Below are 15,605 nucleotides of genomic sequence, written 5' to 3'. Positions count from 1 at the left end.
TCATAAAAAGAGTGCTGTTAAACCGAAAAAAAACAATATCGGACACTAAAAAAACAAGAGGGTTGGAAAACTCCAAAAGGTTATTTTCTTTATATAAAGTTGTCTAAGGATGGATGAAGCGTAATTAATAACTAGGTAAACTGTTTTTTGTTTATTTCCGTATGGGGGATAAACTCTATCAAAATATCCTATCCGCTCCCGCTCACCTTCAAAGTGAAGCGGGCGGCGAAGTAATTAAATACTAATAAAATAAATTACTAAATATCAAAATATTAACCAATAAAGGAATATTATGTTTTTTTACAGAAAGGAAAATATTTGATGAAAGCAAATTATAAACTTTTTTCTTACTACCAACAAATAAAAAAGCAAGATGTTGTAGTACAAAAAAACACAATAAAAAAAATGAAAGTAAATTACAAGAATTAATGATACGAGCTTATCCGGTAACGGTAAATGATATTAATGATGAAATTTGAGCAACAAATAAAAAGAATTAAGGAGTATAGATAAATGACAAAATATAAAAGCTTGTATATTAATAAAACTTGAAATGAAATAACAATATCATTTGATTGAGTTAATTGTCAGCCTGTTAATTGTCATATTTCACATCATAAAAATCATTATGATTTGCAATGTTTAGAATGAGCCAAAATGTACTTAAATTTATTTAAAGACAAGTGAGATGTTATTGCTTCTTATATGCAACATTACAAAATTAACGATATTTTAGATTTAGCTTCCGATGGATGAAGAATATTACAAATTGAGAAAAAAATAAACCAAATAAATTAAAATATATTATTGCAATTGACCCTGTTGGAGTTGGTCAAACTGGTATTATTATTTATAACGTTTTACAAAAGAAAATAATTAATAATATTACCTTTCATTCTAAAAATGAAGAAGAAGCAATAAATAATATCTATTTAATATTAAATGAATTTAAAAATAAAACTTGTTCTTATTTAAATAAAGTTCTTGTAATAATTGAAGATTATCAACTTCATAAAGGTTTAAAAATAAAAAATCCATTATCTACTCCTAAATTTATTGGTGGTTTAAAAGTTTTATGTAAATATCGATTTAATTTAAATTATTTTTTACAATCACCAGTTGTTAAGAAAAATTATGTTTATAAAGGAAATATTAAAATGACAGAGCACGAACACGATGCTTGGAAACATTTACAATATTTTTTATCAAAAGGAGTTGATAAAAATGGCACAAACAAAAAGTAATTTACCTAAAAAATCAATAACTAATAAACCTAAAATGAAAAATAAAAGAGTTAATAAATTAGAATTAACTGTTAGATTACATGAAAATCCTATTAAAACTAAAATTAAGGCATTGGTTGCTGGTGGTGTTGAAGTTGATGCTTGCTCTGCTAAATGTCAATGAGACGGATTAAATTATTCAACATTATCAATATATAGTCTATCTATTTTAACCGAGTTTTTGAAATTAAAAAAAGATGATGAAATAAAAATTAAAGGCTCAGTATTTAATCAGTTAAATATAAAAACTAAACGCTATTTTTTATCTTTTCGAGTAGATAGTTTTGAAATTATACAAAAAGCGATTAGAAAAAGAACAAATACAAATATTAAAAAATAGGAGGAAAAACGATGGCATTAAAAAATGTAAAATATGTTCTTATTAATGAAAATAATGAACCAACTAAAAATGAAGATGGTAGTTTTGATATTAAAAATGCTGAAATTATTTTGGAAAATATTGATGAAGTTGAAGAATTTAATGCAAGTAATTTAGAAAATAGTAATCAACAAATCAACGAACTACGAACAAAAAATACTGAATTAACTTCACAAATTAAACAACAAACAATTCAATTAAAACAAATTGAAGTAATTGACTTTATTAATTCTTTAACTGATAATGAAGAATTTAAAAATGTTTTATTAAAGTCTTATGATATTACTGATGATATTGAAATCATTAAAACACAATTTCAAAGTGTTTATGATGAATTAATTAAGGTACAAACAGTTAATACTGGTGGCGTACCAAAAGTAGAAAACAAAGAAAACAATATTTTAGATACAGACAATGTATTTAATAAATAGAAAGAAGGAAATAAATTATGGCACAAAACCCACAAAGAATTTTTGGTGATATTGCTAACCAAGCAACAAAACAAGACCGAGAAACATTTGAACAATGATATTTACAAACTTATCAACAAAAATTTAGTTGAGAAGCTTTATTTGCGTGAAAAGAAGCAAATAAATTTGGTTTAACATATAAAAGAAAGAAAAATATTAAATACAATGAAGGTTTAGGAACTAACGGACAAGTATTTAATGCCGATGATAATCTACTAAAATATTCAACAGTGGAATTTGAAGATGGAATTGTTGAATTAGATACAATTTTAACTTTTGCTCGTAAATTATACCCTGTAGAAAGTGATTTTAATCCCTAATCTTTGGCTGCTGATATTGAGCAAGCAATGGATACTGAAGTTGCTTATAAACGCAATAAAATTTTAGAAATTATTAATAAAGAAACAGTTACAACTATTAAAGGACAAAAAGCAGATGATACAAACGCTTTACAAATTCATGATGAAATTATGGATAAAATATATGAAAATGGCTTTACTCCATCAGAAACAGTTGTTTTAGGTTCGGCTGATTTTATTCGTGGAATTCGTAATAAATTACAGTTACAACTTGGAGCAAATGACCAAATAAATAGTGTAATCACAACAAGTGGAGCAATGAAAACTGTTGAAGGAACAACATACTATATGGTGCCTAAAAATTATCAATTATTAATAAAGATGGTTCAGAAGGAACAATTAGTTTATTACCAGAAGGTGTTAATGCAATTGCCTTTAAATTTAGTAAAAAATATGGCCCTCTTATCTTACGCAAAAAAGACCATACTCCATTAAGGGTTGGTGCTGCTGCATTAGGCACTGGAATGGTAATACTTTAATTATGGAAAGAGTTTTATATTTAGGGGGAGCGGTAGTTGAACCGAAAGGAATTATTAAACATATCGTTGCTAAAATTGATATTAGCAAAATTAATAAATTAGATAAACCAACTATTCATGTAACAGACCCAACACAAGCAACAGCAGAACAATTAAAACCACAATTTAAAGATGCTGTTTTAAAAGCAGTAAAAACAGTAGATAGTTCTTTAACGGAAAGTGATTATGATTACTTTATTGAAAGCAAAGGTGAGGATTGACCAATTAATATTACAAATGATAAAACTGTTGAAGTTCAAATTCAAGGTAAAAATAACGCTACTGGTCAAACAAATCCGATTGATGTTAAAATTAAAAATTCTTAAGTACTAAAAATAGTACTTTTTCGTTTGATAGATATGCCAATTGGAACATCTAAAACAGCCCTTATTTATGCTGTTAAAAAAAATCCAACTAGATTGTCAATCCAACAACAAGAAAAAAGTTTTGGTTTACAGTTATTAGAATTTTTAGGAATTCAAGTTTTAGCCCTTGGTTTATCAGTTTTAACTGGTGGTATTGCATCTGCTTTTGGTTTTGGTGCGGGATTATCTAATTTTGCTGCAGCATTTATCTCATTTGGAGTAGAAACAGTAACAGATTTTGCTGTAAATCAAATATATGATAGTTTAACATCAGAAGTAACTGCAAAAAGTACTGCCTTAAATTTATTACCAGCAATTGGTGGTGTTGGTAAAATAACACGAGCAGCTCGAACAACTAGAATTTTAAAATTATCAAAAGAAACTAAATTACTTGAAAAATTAAGTGTAATAACTGCTAATAACTTAGAAGATGTTGTAAGACAAGTTACAGGTAAAAAAATTTTATCTGATAAATTAATATTTGATTTTACAAAGCAGGCTAATAATGAAACTTTATTATATACAATTGGTAAATTAGCCCGCAATGATTTTTATAAAGGTTTTAAAGTTTCTAAAATAAACACAATTAATAATTTGTTAAAAATTGAAAAAAACCTTCAAAAGATAAGTCCGACGTTAGTTCAAAAAATACCCCGCATAAATGAAAAAAACGCCAATAAATGACTATCTGAATACGAGTTAAATATTGATAAAATAAGCAAAATTAGTACTAATGAATGATATAACATTATGGCTAATCTTCATCAAAAAGGTGTTGGTAAAAATTTACTATTAAGCGCTAATTTAATGCGCGGCAGTAAAATATATCATAATAAATTATTAAATATCTTGCATCAAACACCAATTAAATTAAATAATGTTTTAAATCATTTAAACCCAAATTTTTATCTTCAAAAAGTAACTAAAAAATTATTAGCTCCAATTGAAAAACAAATAATTACGATTAAAAAAAGTAATTAGTAAAATTACAAAGAAAACTAAAAAAATATTTTCTAATTTTGAAACAAAAGCCATTCAAAAAAGACAATTATTATACCGTTTCCTTATGGTTCTGAGGTGTTTTTAGCCGTTAAAATTGTTCCTTTATCAGTTGCGGGTGAAGTTTGTGTTGCTTTAACAATATATTATAAAAACCCTAAATATGCCCCTATTGTCGTTATGACAACTTTAATCAAAGCAGAACAATTTGTTTTATCTCCTGAACCGTTTAAATTCTATATGAACAGTGAGTGGTTTATTGGTTGGGGATTTAATAAAACAAGTTTGTTTAATTTAGTTTCTTTTGCACCGGTTCCTTATCAGCAAGTAGTAAAAGATAGTTTTAAAATATATCGGACAATTGCTAAGATATTAAAGTTACAAGAACAATTTAAAAATAACTTTAATAAAGATAAATTGTTAAATACGCTAGAAGATAGTGCTGTTGCTAGTTTACTGGGCGGTGGCGTAGCATTTCAAACATACAAGCAACTAAGAACAAAACAAGATTTAAACAAAACAATTAAAACGCTAAATTATACTTGTAAGTGCAAGTATAATTTAGCAAATATATATAAATCTGCTATTGTTGCATTTTCTCATTGATGAGATAGAAGTGATGATTATTTTAAATCAGTTTATCTTTGAAATAATGATAGCGAGCCAAATACACCATTTATTTCACCTAAAATAGAACAAATTATAGATTGAAATTTAAAGAATCAAAATAATATCAACAATGATGATAATGAAATTAAAGTAACTGTTAAAAACAAAGATATTTCAGAAAATCATATTTATCAATTAGAAGCAAATTATTTTAATTAATTATCTATAACAAATGAATTAGAAACAAACAATATTCCTTCTCTTATTCCTGCTGAAATTAAATTATCAGATGGAGAATATGGCAAATATTTAACAAATTTAATTATTTCTAATGATAAAATAGAAGACTATTTAAACTATTTTTCGCAACAAGATAAATTACTTTATTCAAAAACAGTTTGGACAAGTATAACTAAAAATTTAGTTGAAGATAATATTAAAATAATTTATTATATTAAACTATTTGATTTAAATCAAATTGAAATATCAGGCATATGGGGCTATGGAAATTATGATATTATAATCTTTATAGAAAAAACAAATGAAAAAATTATTGAAGGAAAAGATATAAACTTAGAATTAATTCAAAATACTCCGATTGGAACAAAAGTTAATGGAAAAGATAGAAATACATATCTTCAATTAATTGAAGATAATACTTGATATTTGTATAAAAATGGCGTTGAAGATGAAAACTCATATTCAAATATAGCGGTTGTTAATTTTTTAAAACAATCAAATAGTATAATATTTTCCTATCCATATATAAAAGAACAAATTAATATTAATAATTTAGAATTATTTAATAAAAACAATGAAAAACTATCATTAATTAATTTAGAAATATAAAAAGTTATTTAAATTTATAAATTTAAATAACTTTTTAATTTATTTTTAACACCTATATTTGGCTCGCTATCATTATTTCAAAGATAAACTGATTTAAAATAATCATCACTTCTATCTCATCAATGAGAAAATGCAACAATAGCAGATTTATATATATTTAAATTAATACCCTTAATACCTGAATTAGTTAAATTTAAATTATAACCACTTAAATTATCAAGATTTCTTTTTCCTGCAGGAATATTTAAATCTATATTATTTTTAAATTTAACAATTCTTCAATCACTATTATTATCACCACACCACACAACAAAATATCATTTATTATCAATTTGATTAAATGGTTTTTCTTCTGGTGCTATTCATTCTAAAATACCATCTTTTGTTTTTATATTATTTTTTTCTTTTAGTTCTTTTAATTGTTTTTCACTATATAGTGATGTATTACAAGCAATTAAACTTGTTGTACTTGTTCCAATTAAAGTGATTGTTCCTAAAATACCCAGTATTTTTTTCATTATTATAATTTTTTAGACATTCAAAGGAATAATCTTTCCAATTTTAGTACTGTGAATAATTATTTCTTTCTTAATTTTAATATCATAACAAAAATTTATACTATCATCATTGTTTATTTTTATTTTTGAAGGTAAAATGCTTTTTTCTAATAAAGCCTTCATGACATCTTTAATTGAAATAGCAACCACAGTTTCATTATTATTTTCATTAATAATTTTTGCACTAACTGTACCTTCAACTTTTTGAAAAATATTTAAAATAATTTGTATATTATTTTTTCATGAATTATTATAAATTGTAATTTTACTGTGGGCAGGTATTTTTACTGGTTGAGATGGAATATTTACTGTTATAGTATTTGTATTTGTTTTAATTTTTGTATCGGCAGAACTTGAAGTCTCTGATATGGTATAGGTTTTTGACCCCCTCATGTATATCCGCCTCCAACTTCAATTCCAACTTCAACTTTTCCTTCTGTAACAAATGGTATACCAGCCGAACCACTAGCTTTTGTTGTAATTTTAGTATTTACATTTGCACTTCAATTCTTATTATCTGCTGTCGAATCTGATTTAGAAAATCCATTCATTTTTTGAATTGTATTTGTTTCTGTAAATTGTTTAGAACAAGAAATAGTATATTGAATTTGTTCAATATCAGTATCATTTATAAATGTTGATTCAGAATTTTTACAAACACTTTCAAGCTCTTTTTCTAAATTAAATGATTTATTTTTTTGTATTTCTTCTATAAAAATATTAGATACTATCAAATTTTCTAAATTAATATTTGAAATATTTTTTATTTTATAATGGGGGTTTTGTTTTTTATAATATAAATGTATTCCTTTTTCTACTTCATCTTTCATATTAATAATACTAAAATTATTTAATTCAAATGGATCATATTCATAAACATTATTATCATCTGATCCAATATAAAGTTTATTATTTAATATAACACCAGAAGAATGAACTTGTCCATTTGTTGTAATTACAACTTTTTGTTTTCTTATTAAAAATGGATCATATTCATAAACATTATTATCCAGTGAACTAAAATATAATTTATTATTAAATACAAACCCTGAAGTAAAATGATTATTTGCAATTATTACAACTTTTTGTTGTTCTGTTGCTGGATCATATTCATAAACTTTATTATCATCTGATCCAAAATATAATTTACTATCAAATACAACACAAGAATAAGTAAAATGATTATTTGCAATTATTACAACTTTTTGTTGTTCTGTTGCTAGGTTATATTCGTAGACTTTATGATCAAATGAACCAAAATATAATTTATTATTATATACGATCTTAGAAGATCAAATTTGTCCATTTGTTGTGATTACAACTTTTTGTTGTTCTGTTGCTGGGTTATACTCGTAGACTTTGCCATCTAATGAACCAAAATAAAGTTTATTATTTAAGATAACACCAGAAGAATTAATAATACCATTTGTTGTGATTACAACTTTTTGTTGTTCTGTTGCTGGGTTATATTCGTAGACTTTGCCATCTAATGAACCAAAATAAAGTTTATTATTTAAGATAACACCAGAAAAATGAAAAACTCTATTTGTTGTGATTACAACTTTTTGTTGTTCTGTTGCTGGGTTATACTCGTAGACTTTGCCATCTCATGAACCAAAATAAAGTTTATTATTTAATATAACACCAGAAGAATGAACTTGTCCATTTGTTGTAATTACAACTTTTTGTTGTTCTGTTGCTGGATTATATTCATAGACTTTGCCATCTCATGAACTAAAATAAAGTTTATTATTTAATATAACACCAGAAGAATCAATAATACCATTTGTTGTAATTACAACTTTTTGTATTTTTGTTTCTGGATCATATTCATATACTTTATAATCTTCTGATCCAAAATAAAGTTTATTATTTAAGATAACACCAGAAGAATTAATTGCACCATTTGTTCTAATAACGATTTTTGTTGGTTTGTATTTTCTTCTCTTTTAAATCTAGCTAAAACTTCTAGATTGTTTGCTTGTAAATCATTAATATCACTATTTAATTTTTCTCGTTTTCGATAAGAACTAGCAGCAATTGTTGTTGGTACAGCAGTTCCACTAATTGTTAATACACTTAATAAACTTAAAAGTTTTTTCATTTAATATATTTTCCTTTCTTTTATCCTGAAGCTTTTTATCAAGATCTATTGACATTATATATATATATATATATGCAAGTCAAGCACTTTAAATATATTTTAGAAAGGAGATTCATTTAGAATAATTATTATTGTGATTATATTACACTAATCTGGGCTCGCGGTGATTTTCATAAGTTTGTGATAAAATGCCTTAAAGTTTAAAAAAACTTTTGCAAGCTTTTTCAAAATTCTTGGGAAAAATTCTAAGCGTTAAGCGAAGAATTTTATAAAGGTTCCTAAATTTGTTTGAAAGAACCTCAAAACTTTTTTTAAACTTTAAGGCATTTTATCACAAACTTATGAAAATCAACCGCTCGCCCAAAACCTAAAAAAATCTGCTATTACAGATTTAATAAAAATATAGATAAAAATTAAGTGAAATATTCTCTAATCTTATTTCAATAATATTATAACATATTTTATATTCTCATTTTAAAACGATACGGATAAGAACCATAAAACAAAGCATCATATGGGTCATGATACATTTTACTATCGGGGGTGTTTGTTTTGCTATTGCTAAACCTTAATTCACTAATGCACTTATCTAAAAATGGGAAGTTATCTAATGTGCCATATATTTTGCCTTTAACAAACATTTTTCTTATTCATGTTACACGATTAATTATGCCCGCTTCTTTATTTAGTGATGTTTGATGTTTTTTGGCTTTAAACATTTTAATTTTATAACCTAAATAAGGATAAATATCTTCTTGCAATTTTTGCATAAAGTCATGAGCATTAATATCATAATGAAATGTAGCATATTCAAAACCATCAAATTTATCAAATGTATTAATTATTCATTGTCCGTAATATTCAACTATTTCATTTAAATTCATTGCGTTTTTTGGTGTAACAACATTTTCTTCAATTAAATACTTATCATATTCATTATTTTCATTAATTTTATAACCACTAAATAAAAACACCGTATGGTCTTCACTACCATTAGCATAATCGATACCAATTGAATGACTATTAAATTGATATTGTTTTGTATTGGTATTATAAAAATCTTGTAGATTATAATCTTTAATATATTTACGATAATTTCGTAAAACATAAATACCGGGGTCATTATCATTATATTCAAAACCATAGTATTCAAGTTCAAATAAATCGGGTCGTTCTTCTTTATTTGCTAAAACAAGTTTTTTTGTAATATCAGGTATTTTATTTCAAACAGCCCCCATTGTTAATCGTAAATTAAAAACACCTAAATCATTAAATGCTTGTTTATTTTCTGAATATACTTGATTGTGTTCTTTTAAAATAGTTTTAATTCTTTCATTTAATGGTAAAAATGGAGTTACAAATTTTTCATAAAATACATGGTATTTATCAAAGGGATTAAAAGTAAATTGATTAGAATATATTTTATGAAAATATGTTGTTACAGTTATGTATTTTTTTTGCTATATTATCTCATTCTTGAAATGTCCAAGATAATTCTTTGACTGGAATGGGATTATATAAATTATATTGTTCATTATCATTTTCATCCGTATATTTTTCATAAGATACTTTTAATCTTTTAGAACGGAACATTGAAACTCTTAAATTATTATATCTTTTATCTAGTTCTTTATCGGTTAAAATTTCTTTTTCTTCGGCATGGATCATTTCGTCAGTTCATGCCGATATAATCCCGCTTCCCTTACCAACTTTCCCCATAATTTTATTGCCATTCGCATATCCCGCAAAAGTAATACAAACACCACTAGGAAAAACAATTTCGCCACCTTCTTTAACATTTTTAGGTCAAACAATTCTATTTTCATTTTCGGGTCCTATATCAATTCCATATTTATCATATAGATAGTTACATACATTAATTGTATCGCCAAATGTAGTATCTTCATGGGTATTGGCATATCTTCGTAAAATATTAGATGAAGCATCGGTAAAATTAAAAGCAAAAAATAATTTTTCTGCTAAATAATTTCATGTTTTATTAGTACCTCTTCCAGCTGAAACAAATTTAAAAAAAACTTGGCGAAGTAAAATATCGAGCATAAGTATCACCAACAAAGTCTTTAAATACTTCTCAATCAAAACCAAAATTATAATCACTAAAATTTAAATCATATTTTTTATTTAAATGTTCATAACTAGTAATTCATTTTTTGTTGTTAACTTTACTAAATTCTTGCATATTTATTAACCTCTTTATTTTATATATAATACATTATAAGAAAAAATGAAGGGAATTTGTATAAAAATGAGAAAATTTAAACATTTAATATTTGATGAACGAAATTTATTTAAGGATTTATTGTTATCTGATAGTTGTAAAAAGAAAAATGGCACGATTAATTTATCTGAAATAGCAAGACAAATGGGCCGCGGGATTAATACTGTTAAAAGAGAAATTAAGCGATTTAAAAATATACAAGATTATAAGCCATCAGATGCTCACAAAGATTATAAACAAAAGCGTAAAAAATGTATTAAAAAAGTACCCGAATTTACAAAAAAGCAGTTAGACTTTATTAAAACAAGATTTAATAAGTACCGTGATACACCCGAACAACTTATTTATCGTTATTTTATAGAATTTGGTATTAAATTTCCTGCTTGTGTTAAAACTTTATATAAATGAATTCGCTTAGGAAAATTAGGGTTAAGAAAAGAAAATTTGCCTCATCATGGTAAAAAATATAAAACAAAACAAAAACCAGATAATCGTGGGAAATTAATTAATTTTAAATCAATTTGAGATATTGAAAATAAAGTTTCTAGTGTTGGTTGATTTGAAATGGATACTGTTGTGGGAAAATACCATCAATCTAGTTGTTTGGTATTAGTTGAACAATCAAGTAACAATTATTTTGCAGTTAAATTAAAAAATCATACCGCTAATTAGGTTTTAGTAAAATTTAAAGATATTATTATAAATAATAATTTAATTGGAAAAATTAAAGGAATTATAACTGATAGAGGAAAAGAATTTAGTAAATGAAGAGAAATGGAAATATTTGCTGAAACACAAATTTATTTTTGTGATCCCGGTAAACCACAACAAAAACCATTAATTGAACATATGAACGGCGAATTTAGATATTGACTTCCTAAAGGAACTGATTTTAATAATGTTAGTCAAAAAATAATAGATTGATTAGTTAATGTTATAAATGATAAACTTCGACCGTGTTTAAACTGAATAAGTGCAAAAGCAATGTTTTTACAAAATATTAAATAAATTTATTAGTTAAAATTTAATAAATCATTTTTAGTGTGCTTAAATATATTTAAAATAAGATGAAATTACAAAAATTTATTTTTTTTTGAAAAAATGGTTGCAATTTATTAAAAATATTTTATTATTAATTTAACAATATATAAATTTGCCGTTTGTATCTACAGAGCGCCTATAAAGAAAAATATTATTATCTTTATTAATAGACTTTTCCCATTGTATTAAAAATTTTCAATTAAAACTTTTTTTTATTTCTTTGTTGTTTGTTCTTCTCACCGATAGTAACCATAAATTCCAGTTGTTAAAACATAAGCATTTTGATATCCTAATTGGCGTAATTCTGATGCAGTTTCACTACTACGGTTTCCTCCATTACATAAAGTAATAATTAACTGGTCTTTATCTGGTAAATAGCGGGTTGGATCTTTAAGTAAATCAAAAATGTAAACATTAGTTGAATTAGGAATTTTATTCAAGGTTTTAAATTCAACATTAGTGCGGACATCTAATAATAACGATTTGTCTTTTTCAATATAAAAAGTAGCATTATCAAGATAAATTGGTTTTTGGTTCATTTTATTCTCCTTATTTTTTGTATTATGACGCTGTTTATATACAAACGGCAAATTTATATATTGTTAAATTAATAATAAAATATTTTTAATAAATTGCAACCATTTTTTCAAAAAAATATTTTTTGATTATTTTATTTCATTTTAAGTACATTTAAGCATACTAAAAATAATTTATTAATTCCTCTGGAATATAAATATATTTTATACACCCATCCACCCTATTGAATATTTTGTATTAAATACAATGAATTTTTATTATTTAATAATTTTCTTGACATTAAATTTATTTTCAATGCTATTTTATTTAAATAATCTTGATAAAATATTGATAAATCTATTTATTTTGGTAAACTTCGTCTCAAAATTTCATTATTATTTGGTCGTATAAATTATCTTGGGGTATTAAATTAATACCTTAAAAATTGTGGAATAATATATCACTTACTTAATTAGATTATATTACTTTCAATTTTATTGTCAATATATTTTTATATTTTTTTAAATTTTTCCACAACAAAAATACACTTTTATTAAAATTATTTAATTTCTTATATGAAAATAATAAAAATATAAGCTTAATTATAAATTATTATTTACAAAATTATTAACTGAATAATTAAATTTATTTTCTTCTAATAGTTGTTCACTAATATTAAATAAATTAATTTTATTTTTTAATCCCATCATACTAGCATTTAATTTATTTCTAATGGTTTTTTCACTATAAATAGCTTTTTTTATCATAGTGCCTTTTGAATAATGAAAAATATTATCCTCCATATGACAATCAACATTATTTCATAGTGTTTGATTTATGGCTCCTTATTTATTATTTTTAATTAATTTAATAGTTTTATTCAAAAAATCTAATTTAGCATCGCTTATAAAAGATTTACTATCTTTTAAGAATTGTAGTAATTCTTCATATTTATCATTATAAAAACAATCAACGGCTTTATGATATGCATCAATATTTTCCTTATTTTTATTTTTATAGGAATATAATTTTTAAAATATACTTGTAAGATGGGAATTTATCTATTGTATAGTTAATTTTATTTTTAGGAAAATATTTATACATAAAATTTTTAGTATTTTTAATTAAAAATACACCATCACCTAAAATCCATAATTTCAATATTGGGTGTCATGTTGTAATTAGTTTAAATTAAGGTAAATAATTTTATAAGAAATGGTTTTAAATTTGGCTCTTTTTTAAAGATAATATGGAATATTATCTTTAAAAAACACCTAATTTATTTGCAATTGCAGGTCTTTTTACGGTATATTTTTCTTCATCATATCCCAGCATGTACAGTAGATACTATAGTTGTGTTTTTTCTAATTTTTTGTTTTTTTTTTTTTTGCATCTAACATTTTCAAATAAGTACAGTCCATTTGAATATATAAAGTGTGCAAAATATCTATTTTTTTATTAGTTTTATTAACGTAATATTCTTCATCTGTTTTTGCGTTTTTCATAATATTAAATATTGCCATTAAACTAATTTTTACATGTTCCATAGTATTTAAAATATCATTATATATTTTTTTATCAGTAATAAATTATAATATTTTTCTTTAACATCATTAGTTACTCTTTTTCATTTTTCAATTCCAACAATTAAATCTAAAAGAAAAACATATTCTTCTTTACCTATTTCTGGATTAATTTTAAAATATCTTCTTCTTTTAAAGTTATTTCTCCTTTTAAAATTATTACTGTTATTTCAATTTTGTTTTTTACTTTATATTATTTTAAACTTTTATCATTCTTATAATTTTTAAAAATTAATTTATTATAATTTTTTAAATTTTGTTTAATCAAATCGATACTTTGTTTATCTAATAAGATATTAGAGTTGTTAAAAAAGTTTTCATCAATATTTATCATTTTTTACCCTTTTTTCCATAGTTTAGGACTTTATTATAAAAAATAATAAAAATGCAAAAAAATAATAATTTTTATTTAGTATGTTATAATTTAAGCGTTAATTATTAGCAAATTAATTTAACTGAAAAAATTAAAGTAATTTACTTTTTTGTTTTGATGTAAATTATCAATAACAATTAAATAACCATAGCGGTTCTTTATTATATTTTCATATATGGTTTACTCTTTTATTTAATCATATTTATTAAAAAATAGCAATTTTAATATGCAAAAAGGAGTAAAAGTGAAAAAATTTAATCCAAAAACAGCAAATTTACGAACATTTGAGCGTAAAATAGAGCAGTTTTGACGTGATAAATTACTTATATAATATTTTTTTTTATTTATATACTTTGAATGATTTAACCAATAAATTCAACCTTTCTCGCAAGTTAAGATATGATAGTTACGCGAGTGAAAATATAATTTCTTTATTTGAAAAACAAGTTGATAAAATAGAAAGTGAACTTATTAAACAAATGGTTAAAACACCAGAAAGTACTAGGTTGTTATATTGACAGTGTGAATTTAATCATAAATATTCACTGCAAGAAAAAGAACTTGAAAAAGAATTAAACTTAAATAATCAACAACCAATAATTATTAATTTACAAACAGGTGTTAGAGATATTAAAAAAAGTGATAATAATACTTAATCATTTTACTTATTTATTAGAAACTCCTTATTGGTTATTACAAAATAGTAGTATTGACAATAAATATCGCATTTACTAAAAAATATTAATTAGTTAATGAAATTAATCAAATTGGTACACAACGTAGTGGTTAGACTATATCAAATATTAAAATGTTTGGTTGAATTATTAAAAATTAATTTATTAATTAAAGAACCAATTTGTATAATTGCTAGTGTGTATTGGAGTAAAGATTTAAAAGATAGTATGTTTCAAAATATATGAAATATGTTATATGAAAATCATATCCCTTATACTATTAATTTATCAAATTTTACTTTTACTTTATCAAATGATAGCAAAATATATTGTAAAGGTTTACATTCACAAAGTCGGAAAGAAAAATTAAAAGCATTTGTTGATTTGAATAAATATAAATTATTAATTGATTGAAAAGAATAATATGACCAATTTTAAAAAAAGATTTAAGTGATTTAGATTTTGTTATTAGTTGTTATCAAAATAAAATAACAATTAATACATGTAATCCTGAAAGTTTAAAACGATATATTGTTGACTATTGTAATGAATTATTATCTTTTAATGAAGAAATAATTCATAGTAAATATGAAAAAATTAAATATATTAAAAAATAAAATATGAAAATTATTATTCATTATTCTAGTTGAAAACTTAATTATTAATTACCACAAGATAAAGTTAATG

23 protein-coding genes and 1 pseudogene are annotated in these 15,605 nt (G+C 23.6%); 14 read left to right on the top strand and 10 right to left on the bottom strand.

Features of this window, described 5'->3' with window-relative positions:
* Positions 1-513: 513 nt before the first annotated feature.
* From ACE38S_RS07150 to ACE38S_RS07105, 10 genes are all read left to right on the top strand, one after another.
* Positions 514-798, top strand: coding sequence for a hypothetical protein (locus ACE38S_RS07150; RefSeq protein ID WP_374697016.1), 285 nt, complete (start codon positions 514-516; stop codon positions 796-798).
* Positions 753-1,244, top strand: coding sequence for a hypothetical protein (locus tag ACE38S_RS07145; protein WP_374697015.1), 492 nt, complete (start codon positions 753-755; stop codon positions 1,242-1,244). The genes ACE38S_RS07150 and ACE38S_RS07145 overlap by 46 nt, the downstream gene beginning before the upstream one ends.
* Positions 1,225-1,623, top strand: a complete 399-nt coding sequence (locus tag ACE38S_RS07140) for a hypothetical protein (RefSeq protein WP_374697014.1) — start codon at positions 1,225-1,227, stop codon at positions 1,621-1,623. The genes ACE38S_RS07145 and ACE38S_RS07140 overlap by 20 nt, the downstream gene beginning before the upstream one ends.
* 11 nt (positions 1,624-1,634) lie before the next feature.
* A complete protein-coding gene (locus tag ACE38S_RS07135; RefSeq protein WP_374697013.1) occupies positions 1,635-2,093 on the top strand; it encodes a hypothetical protein in 459 nt (152 codons plus the stop codon).
* Positions 2,094-2,110: 17 nt separating this feature from the next.
* Positions 2,111-2,452 (top strand): hypothetical protein, encoded by a 342-nt coding sequence (locus tag ACE38S_RS07130; protein ID WP_374697012.1) that lies wholly within the window; start codon positions 2,111-2,113, stop codon positions 2,450-2,452.
* A gap of 3 nt (positions 2,453-2,455) precedes the next feature.
* Entirely contained in the window at positions 2,456-2,926 is a 471-nt protein-coding gene (locus ACE38S_RS07125; RefSeq protein ID WP_374697011.1) for a hypothetical protein, read from the top strand.
* Between the two features lie 46 nt (positions 2,927-2,972).
* Positions 2,973-3,335, top strand: a complete 363-nt coding sequence (locus ACE38S_RS07120; RefSeq protein ID WP_374697010.1) for a hypothetical protein — start codon at positions 2,973-2,975, stop codon at positions 3,333-3,335.
* Positions 3,336-3,368: 33 nt separating this feature from the next.
* The gene (locus tag ACE38S_RS07115) at positions 3,369-4,355 is read left to right on the top strand and encodes a hypothetical protein (protein ID WP_374697009.1); all 987 of its coding nucleotides are present in this window, start codon (positions 3,369-3,371) and stop codon (positions 4,353-4,355) included.
* Between the two features lie 96 nt (positions 4,356-4,451).
* On the top strand, positions 4,452-5,201 hold the full coding sequence (locus ACE38S_RS07110; RefSeq protein WP_374697008.1) for a hypothetical protein: 750 nt from the start codon (positions 4,452-4,454) through the stop codon (positions 5,199-5,201).
* A 447-nt stretch (positions 5,202-5,648) separates the two neighbouring features.
* Positions 5,649-5,831, top strand: coding sequence for a hypothetical protein (locus tag ACE38S_RS07105; RefSeq protein WP_374697007.1), 183 nt, complete (start codon positions 5,649-5,651; stop codon positions 5,829-5,831).
* A gap of 14 nt (positions 5,832-5,845) precedes the next feature.
* Here ACE38S_RS07105 and ACE38S_RS07100 read toward each other — a convergent pair whose 3' ends face one another.
* The 7 genes from ACE38S_RS07100 to ACE38S_RS07070 all read right to left on the bottom strand — a co-directional run bounded on the left by ACE38S_RS07100 (position 5,846) and on the right by ACE38S_RS07070 (position 10,692).
* Positions 5,846-6,349 (bottom strand): lipoprotein, encoded by a 504-nt coding sequence (locus tag ACE38S_RS07100; RefSeq protein WP_374697006.1) that lies wholly within the window; start codon positions 6,347-6,349, stop codon positions 5,846-5,848.
* A gap of 12 nt (positions 6,350-6,361) precedes the next feature.
* Entirely contained in the window at positions 6,362-6,781 is a 420-nt protein-coding gene (locus ACE38S_RS07095) for an ETX/MTX2 family pore-forming toxin (protein WP_374697005.1), read from the bottom strand.
* Positions 6,700-7,218, bottom strand: a complete 519-nt coding sequence (locus ACE38S_RS07090) for an ETX/MTX2 family pore-forming toxin (RefSeq protein ID WP_374697004.1) — start codon at positions 7,216-7,218, stop codon at positions 6,700-6,702. The genes ACE38S_RS07095 and ACE38S_RS07090 overlap by 82 nt, the downstream gene beginning before the upstream one ends.
* A gap of 1,043 nt (positions 7,219-8,261) precedes the next feature.
* Positions 8,262-8,492: a hypothetical protein gene (locus tag ACE38S_RS07085; protein ID WP_374697003.1), complete on the bottom strand. Its 231-nt coding sequence runs from the start codon at positions 8,490-8,492 to the stop codon at positions 8,262-8,264.
* A 461-nt stretch (positions 8,493-8,953) separates the two neighbouring features.
* Positions 8,954-9,730, bottom strand: a complete 777-nt coding sequence (locus tag ACE38S_RS07080; RefSeq protein WP_374697002.1) for a hypothetical protein — start codon at positions 9,728-9,730, stop codon at positions 8,954-8,956.
* 184 nt (positions 9,731-9,914) lie between these two features.
* Positions 9,915-10,553: a hypothetical protein gene (locus tag ACE38S_RS07075; RefSeq protein WP_374697001.1), complete on the bottom strand. Its 639-nt coding sequence runs from the start codon at positions 10,551-10,553 to the stop codon at positions 9,915-9,917.
* Complete coding sequence (locus tag ACE38S_RS07070) at positions 10,519-10,692, bottom strand: hypothetical protein (RefSeq protein WP_374697000.1); 174 nt, start codon at positions 10,690-10,692, stop codon at positions 10,519-10,521. The genes ACE38S_RS07075 and ACE38S_RS07070 overlap by 35 nt, the downstream gene beginning before the upstream one ends.
* A gap of 66 nt (positions 10,693-10,758) precedes the next feature.
* On the opposite strand from ACE38S_RS07070, the pseudogene ACE38S_RS07065 reads away from it, so the two are divergent.
* Positions 10,759-11,739: pseudogene (locus ACE38S_RS07065) on the top strand (IS30 family transposase).
* 245 nt (positions 11,740-11,984) lie between these two features.
* Here the strand turns inward: ACE38S_RS07065 and ACE38S_RS07060 are convergent.
* The 3 genes from ACE38S_RS07060 to ACE38S_RS07050 all read right to left on the bottom strand — a co-directional run bounded on the left by ACE38S_RS07060 (position 11,985) and on the right by ACE38S_RS07050 (position 13,835).
* The gene (locus tag ACE38S_RS07060) at positions 11,985-12,311 is read right to left on the bottom strand and encodes a rhodanese-like domain-containing protein (protein ID WP_374696999.1); all 327 of its coding nucleotides are present in this window, start codon (positions 12,309-12,311) and stop codon (positions 11,985-11,987) included.
* Between the two features lie 579 nt (positions 12,312-12,890).
* A complete protein-coding gene (locus tag ACE38S_RS07055; RefSeq protein ID WP_374696998.1) occupies positions 12,891-13,091 on the bottom strand; it encodes a hypothetical protein in 201 nt (66 codons plus the stop codon).
* 561 nt (positions 13,092-13,652) lie between these two features.
* Complete coding sequence (locus ACE38S_RS07050) at positions 13,653-13,835, bottom strand: hypothetical protein (RefSeq protein ID WP_374696997.1); 183 nt, start codon at positions 13,833-13,835, stop codon at positions 13,653-13,655.
* Between the two features lie 720 nt (positions 13,836-14,555).
* On the opposite strand from ACE38S_RS07050, the gene ACE38S_RS07045 reads away from it, so the two are divergent.
* The 3 genes from ACE38S_RS07045 (at position 14,556) to ACE38S_RS07035 (ending at position 15,535) form a co-directional block, all read left to right on the top strand.
* A complete protein-coding gene (locus tag ACE38S_RS07045; RefSeq protein ID WP_374696996.1) occupies positions 14,556-14,900 on the top strand; it encodes a hypothetical protein in 345 nt (114 codons plus the stop codon).
* A 111-nt stretch (positions 14,901-15,011) separates the two neighbouring features.
* Positions 15,012-15,341 carry a hypothetical protein gene (locus ACE38S_RS07040; protein ID WP_374696995.1) on the top strand — a complete coding sequence of 110 codons (330 nt, stop codon included), beginning with the start codon at positions 15,012-15,014 and terminating at the stop codon, positions 15,339-15,341.
* Entirely contained in the window at positions 15,329-15,535 is a 207-nt protein-coding gene (locus tag ACE38S_RS07035) for a hypothetical protein (RefSeq protein ID WP_374696994.1), read from the top strand. The genes ACE38S_RS07040 and ACE38S_RS07035 overlap by 13 nt, the downstream gene beginning before the upstream one ends.
* Positions 15,536-15,605: the final 70 nt, after the last annotated feature.

The organism is Spiroplasma endosymbiont of Polydrusus formosus (genome assembly GCF_964263245.1).
GTDB lineage: Bacteria > Bacillota_I > Bacilli_A > Mycoplasmatales > Mycoplasmataceae > Spiroplasma.
The sequence above is the reverse complement of the archived record's forward strand: the minus strand, read 5'-3'. Positions and strand labels throughout refer to the sequence as shown.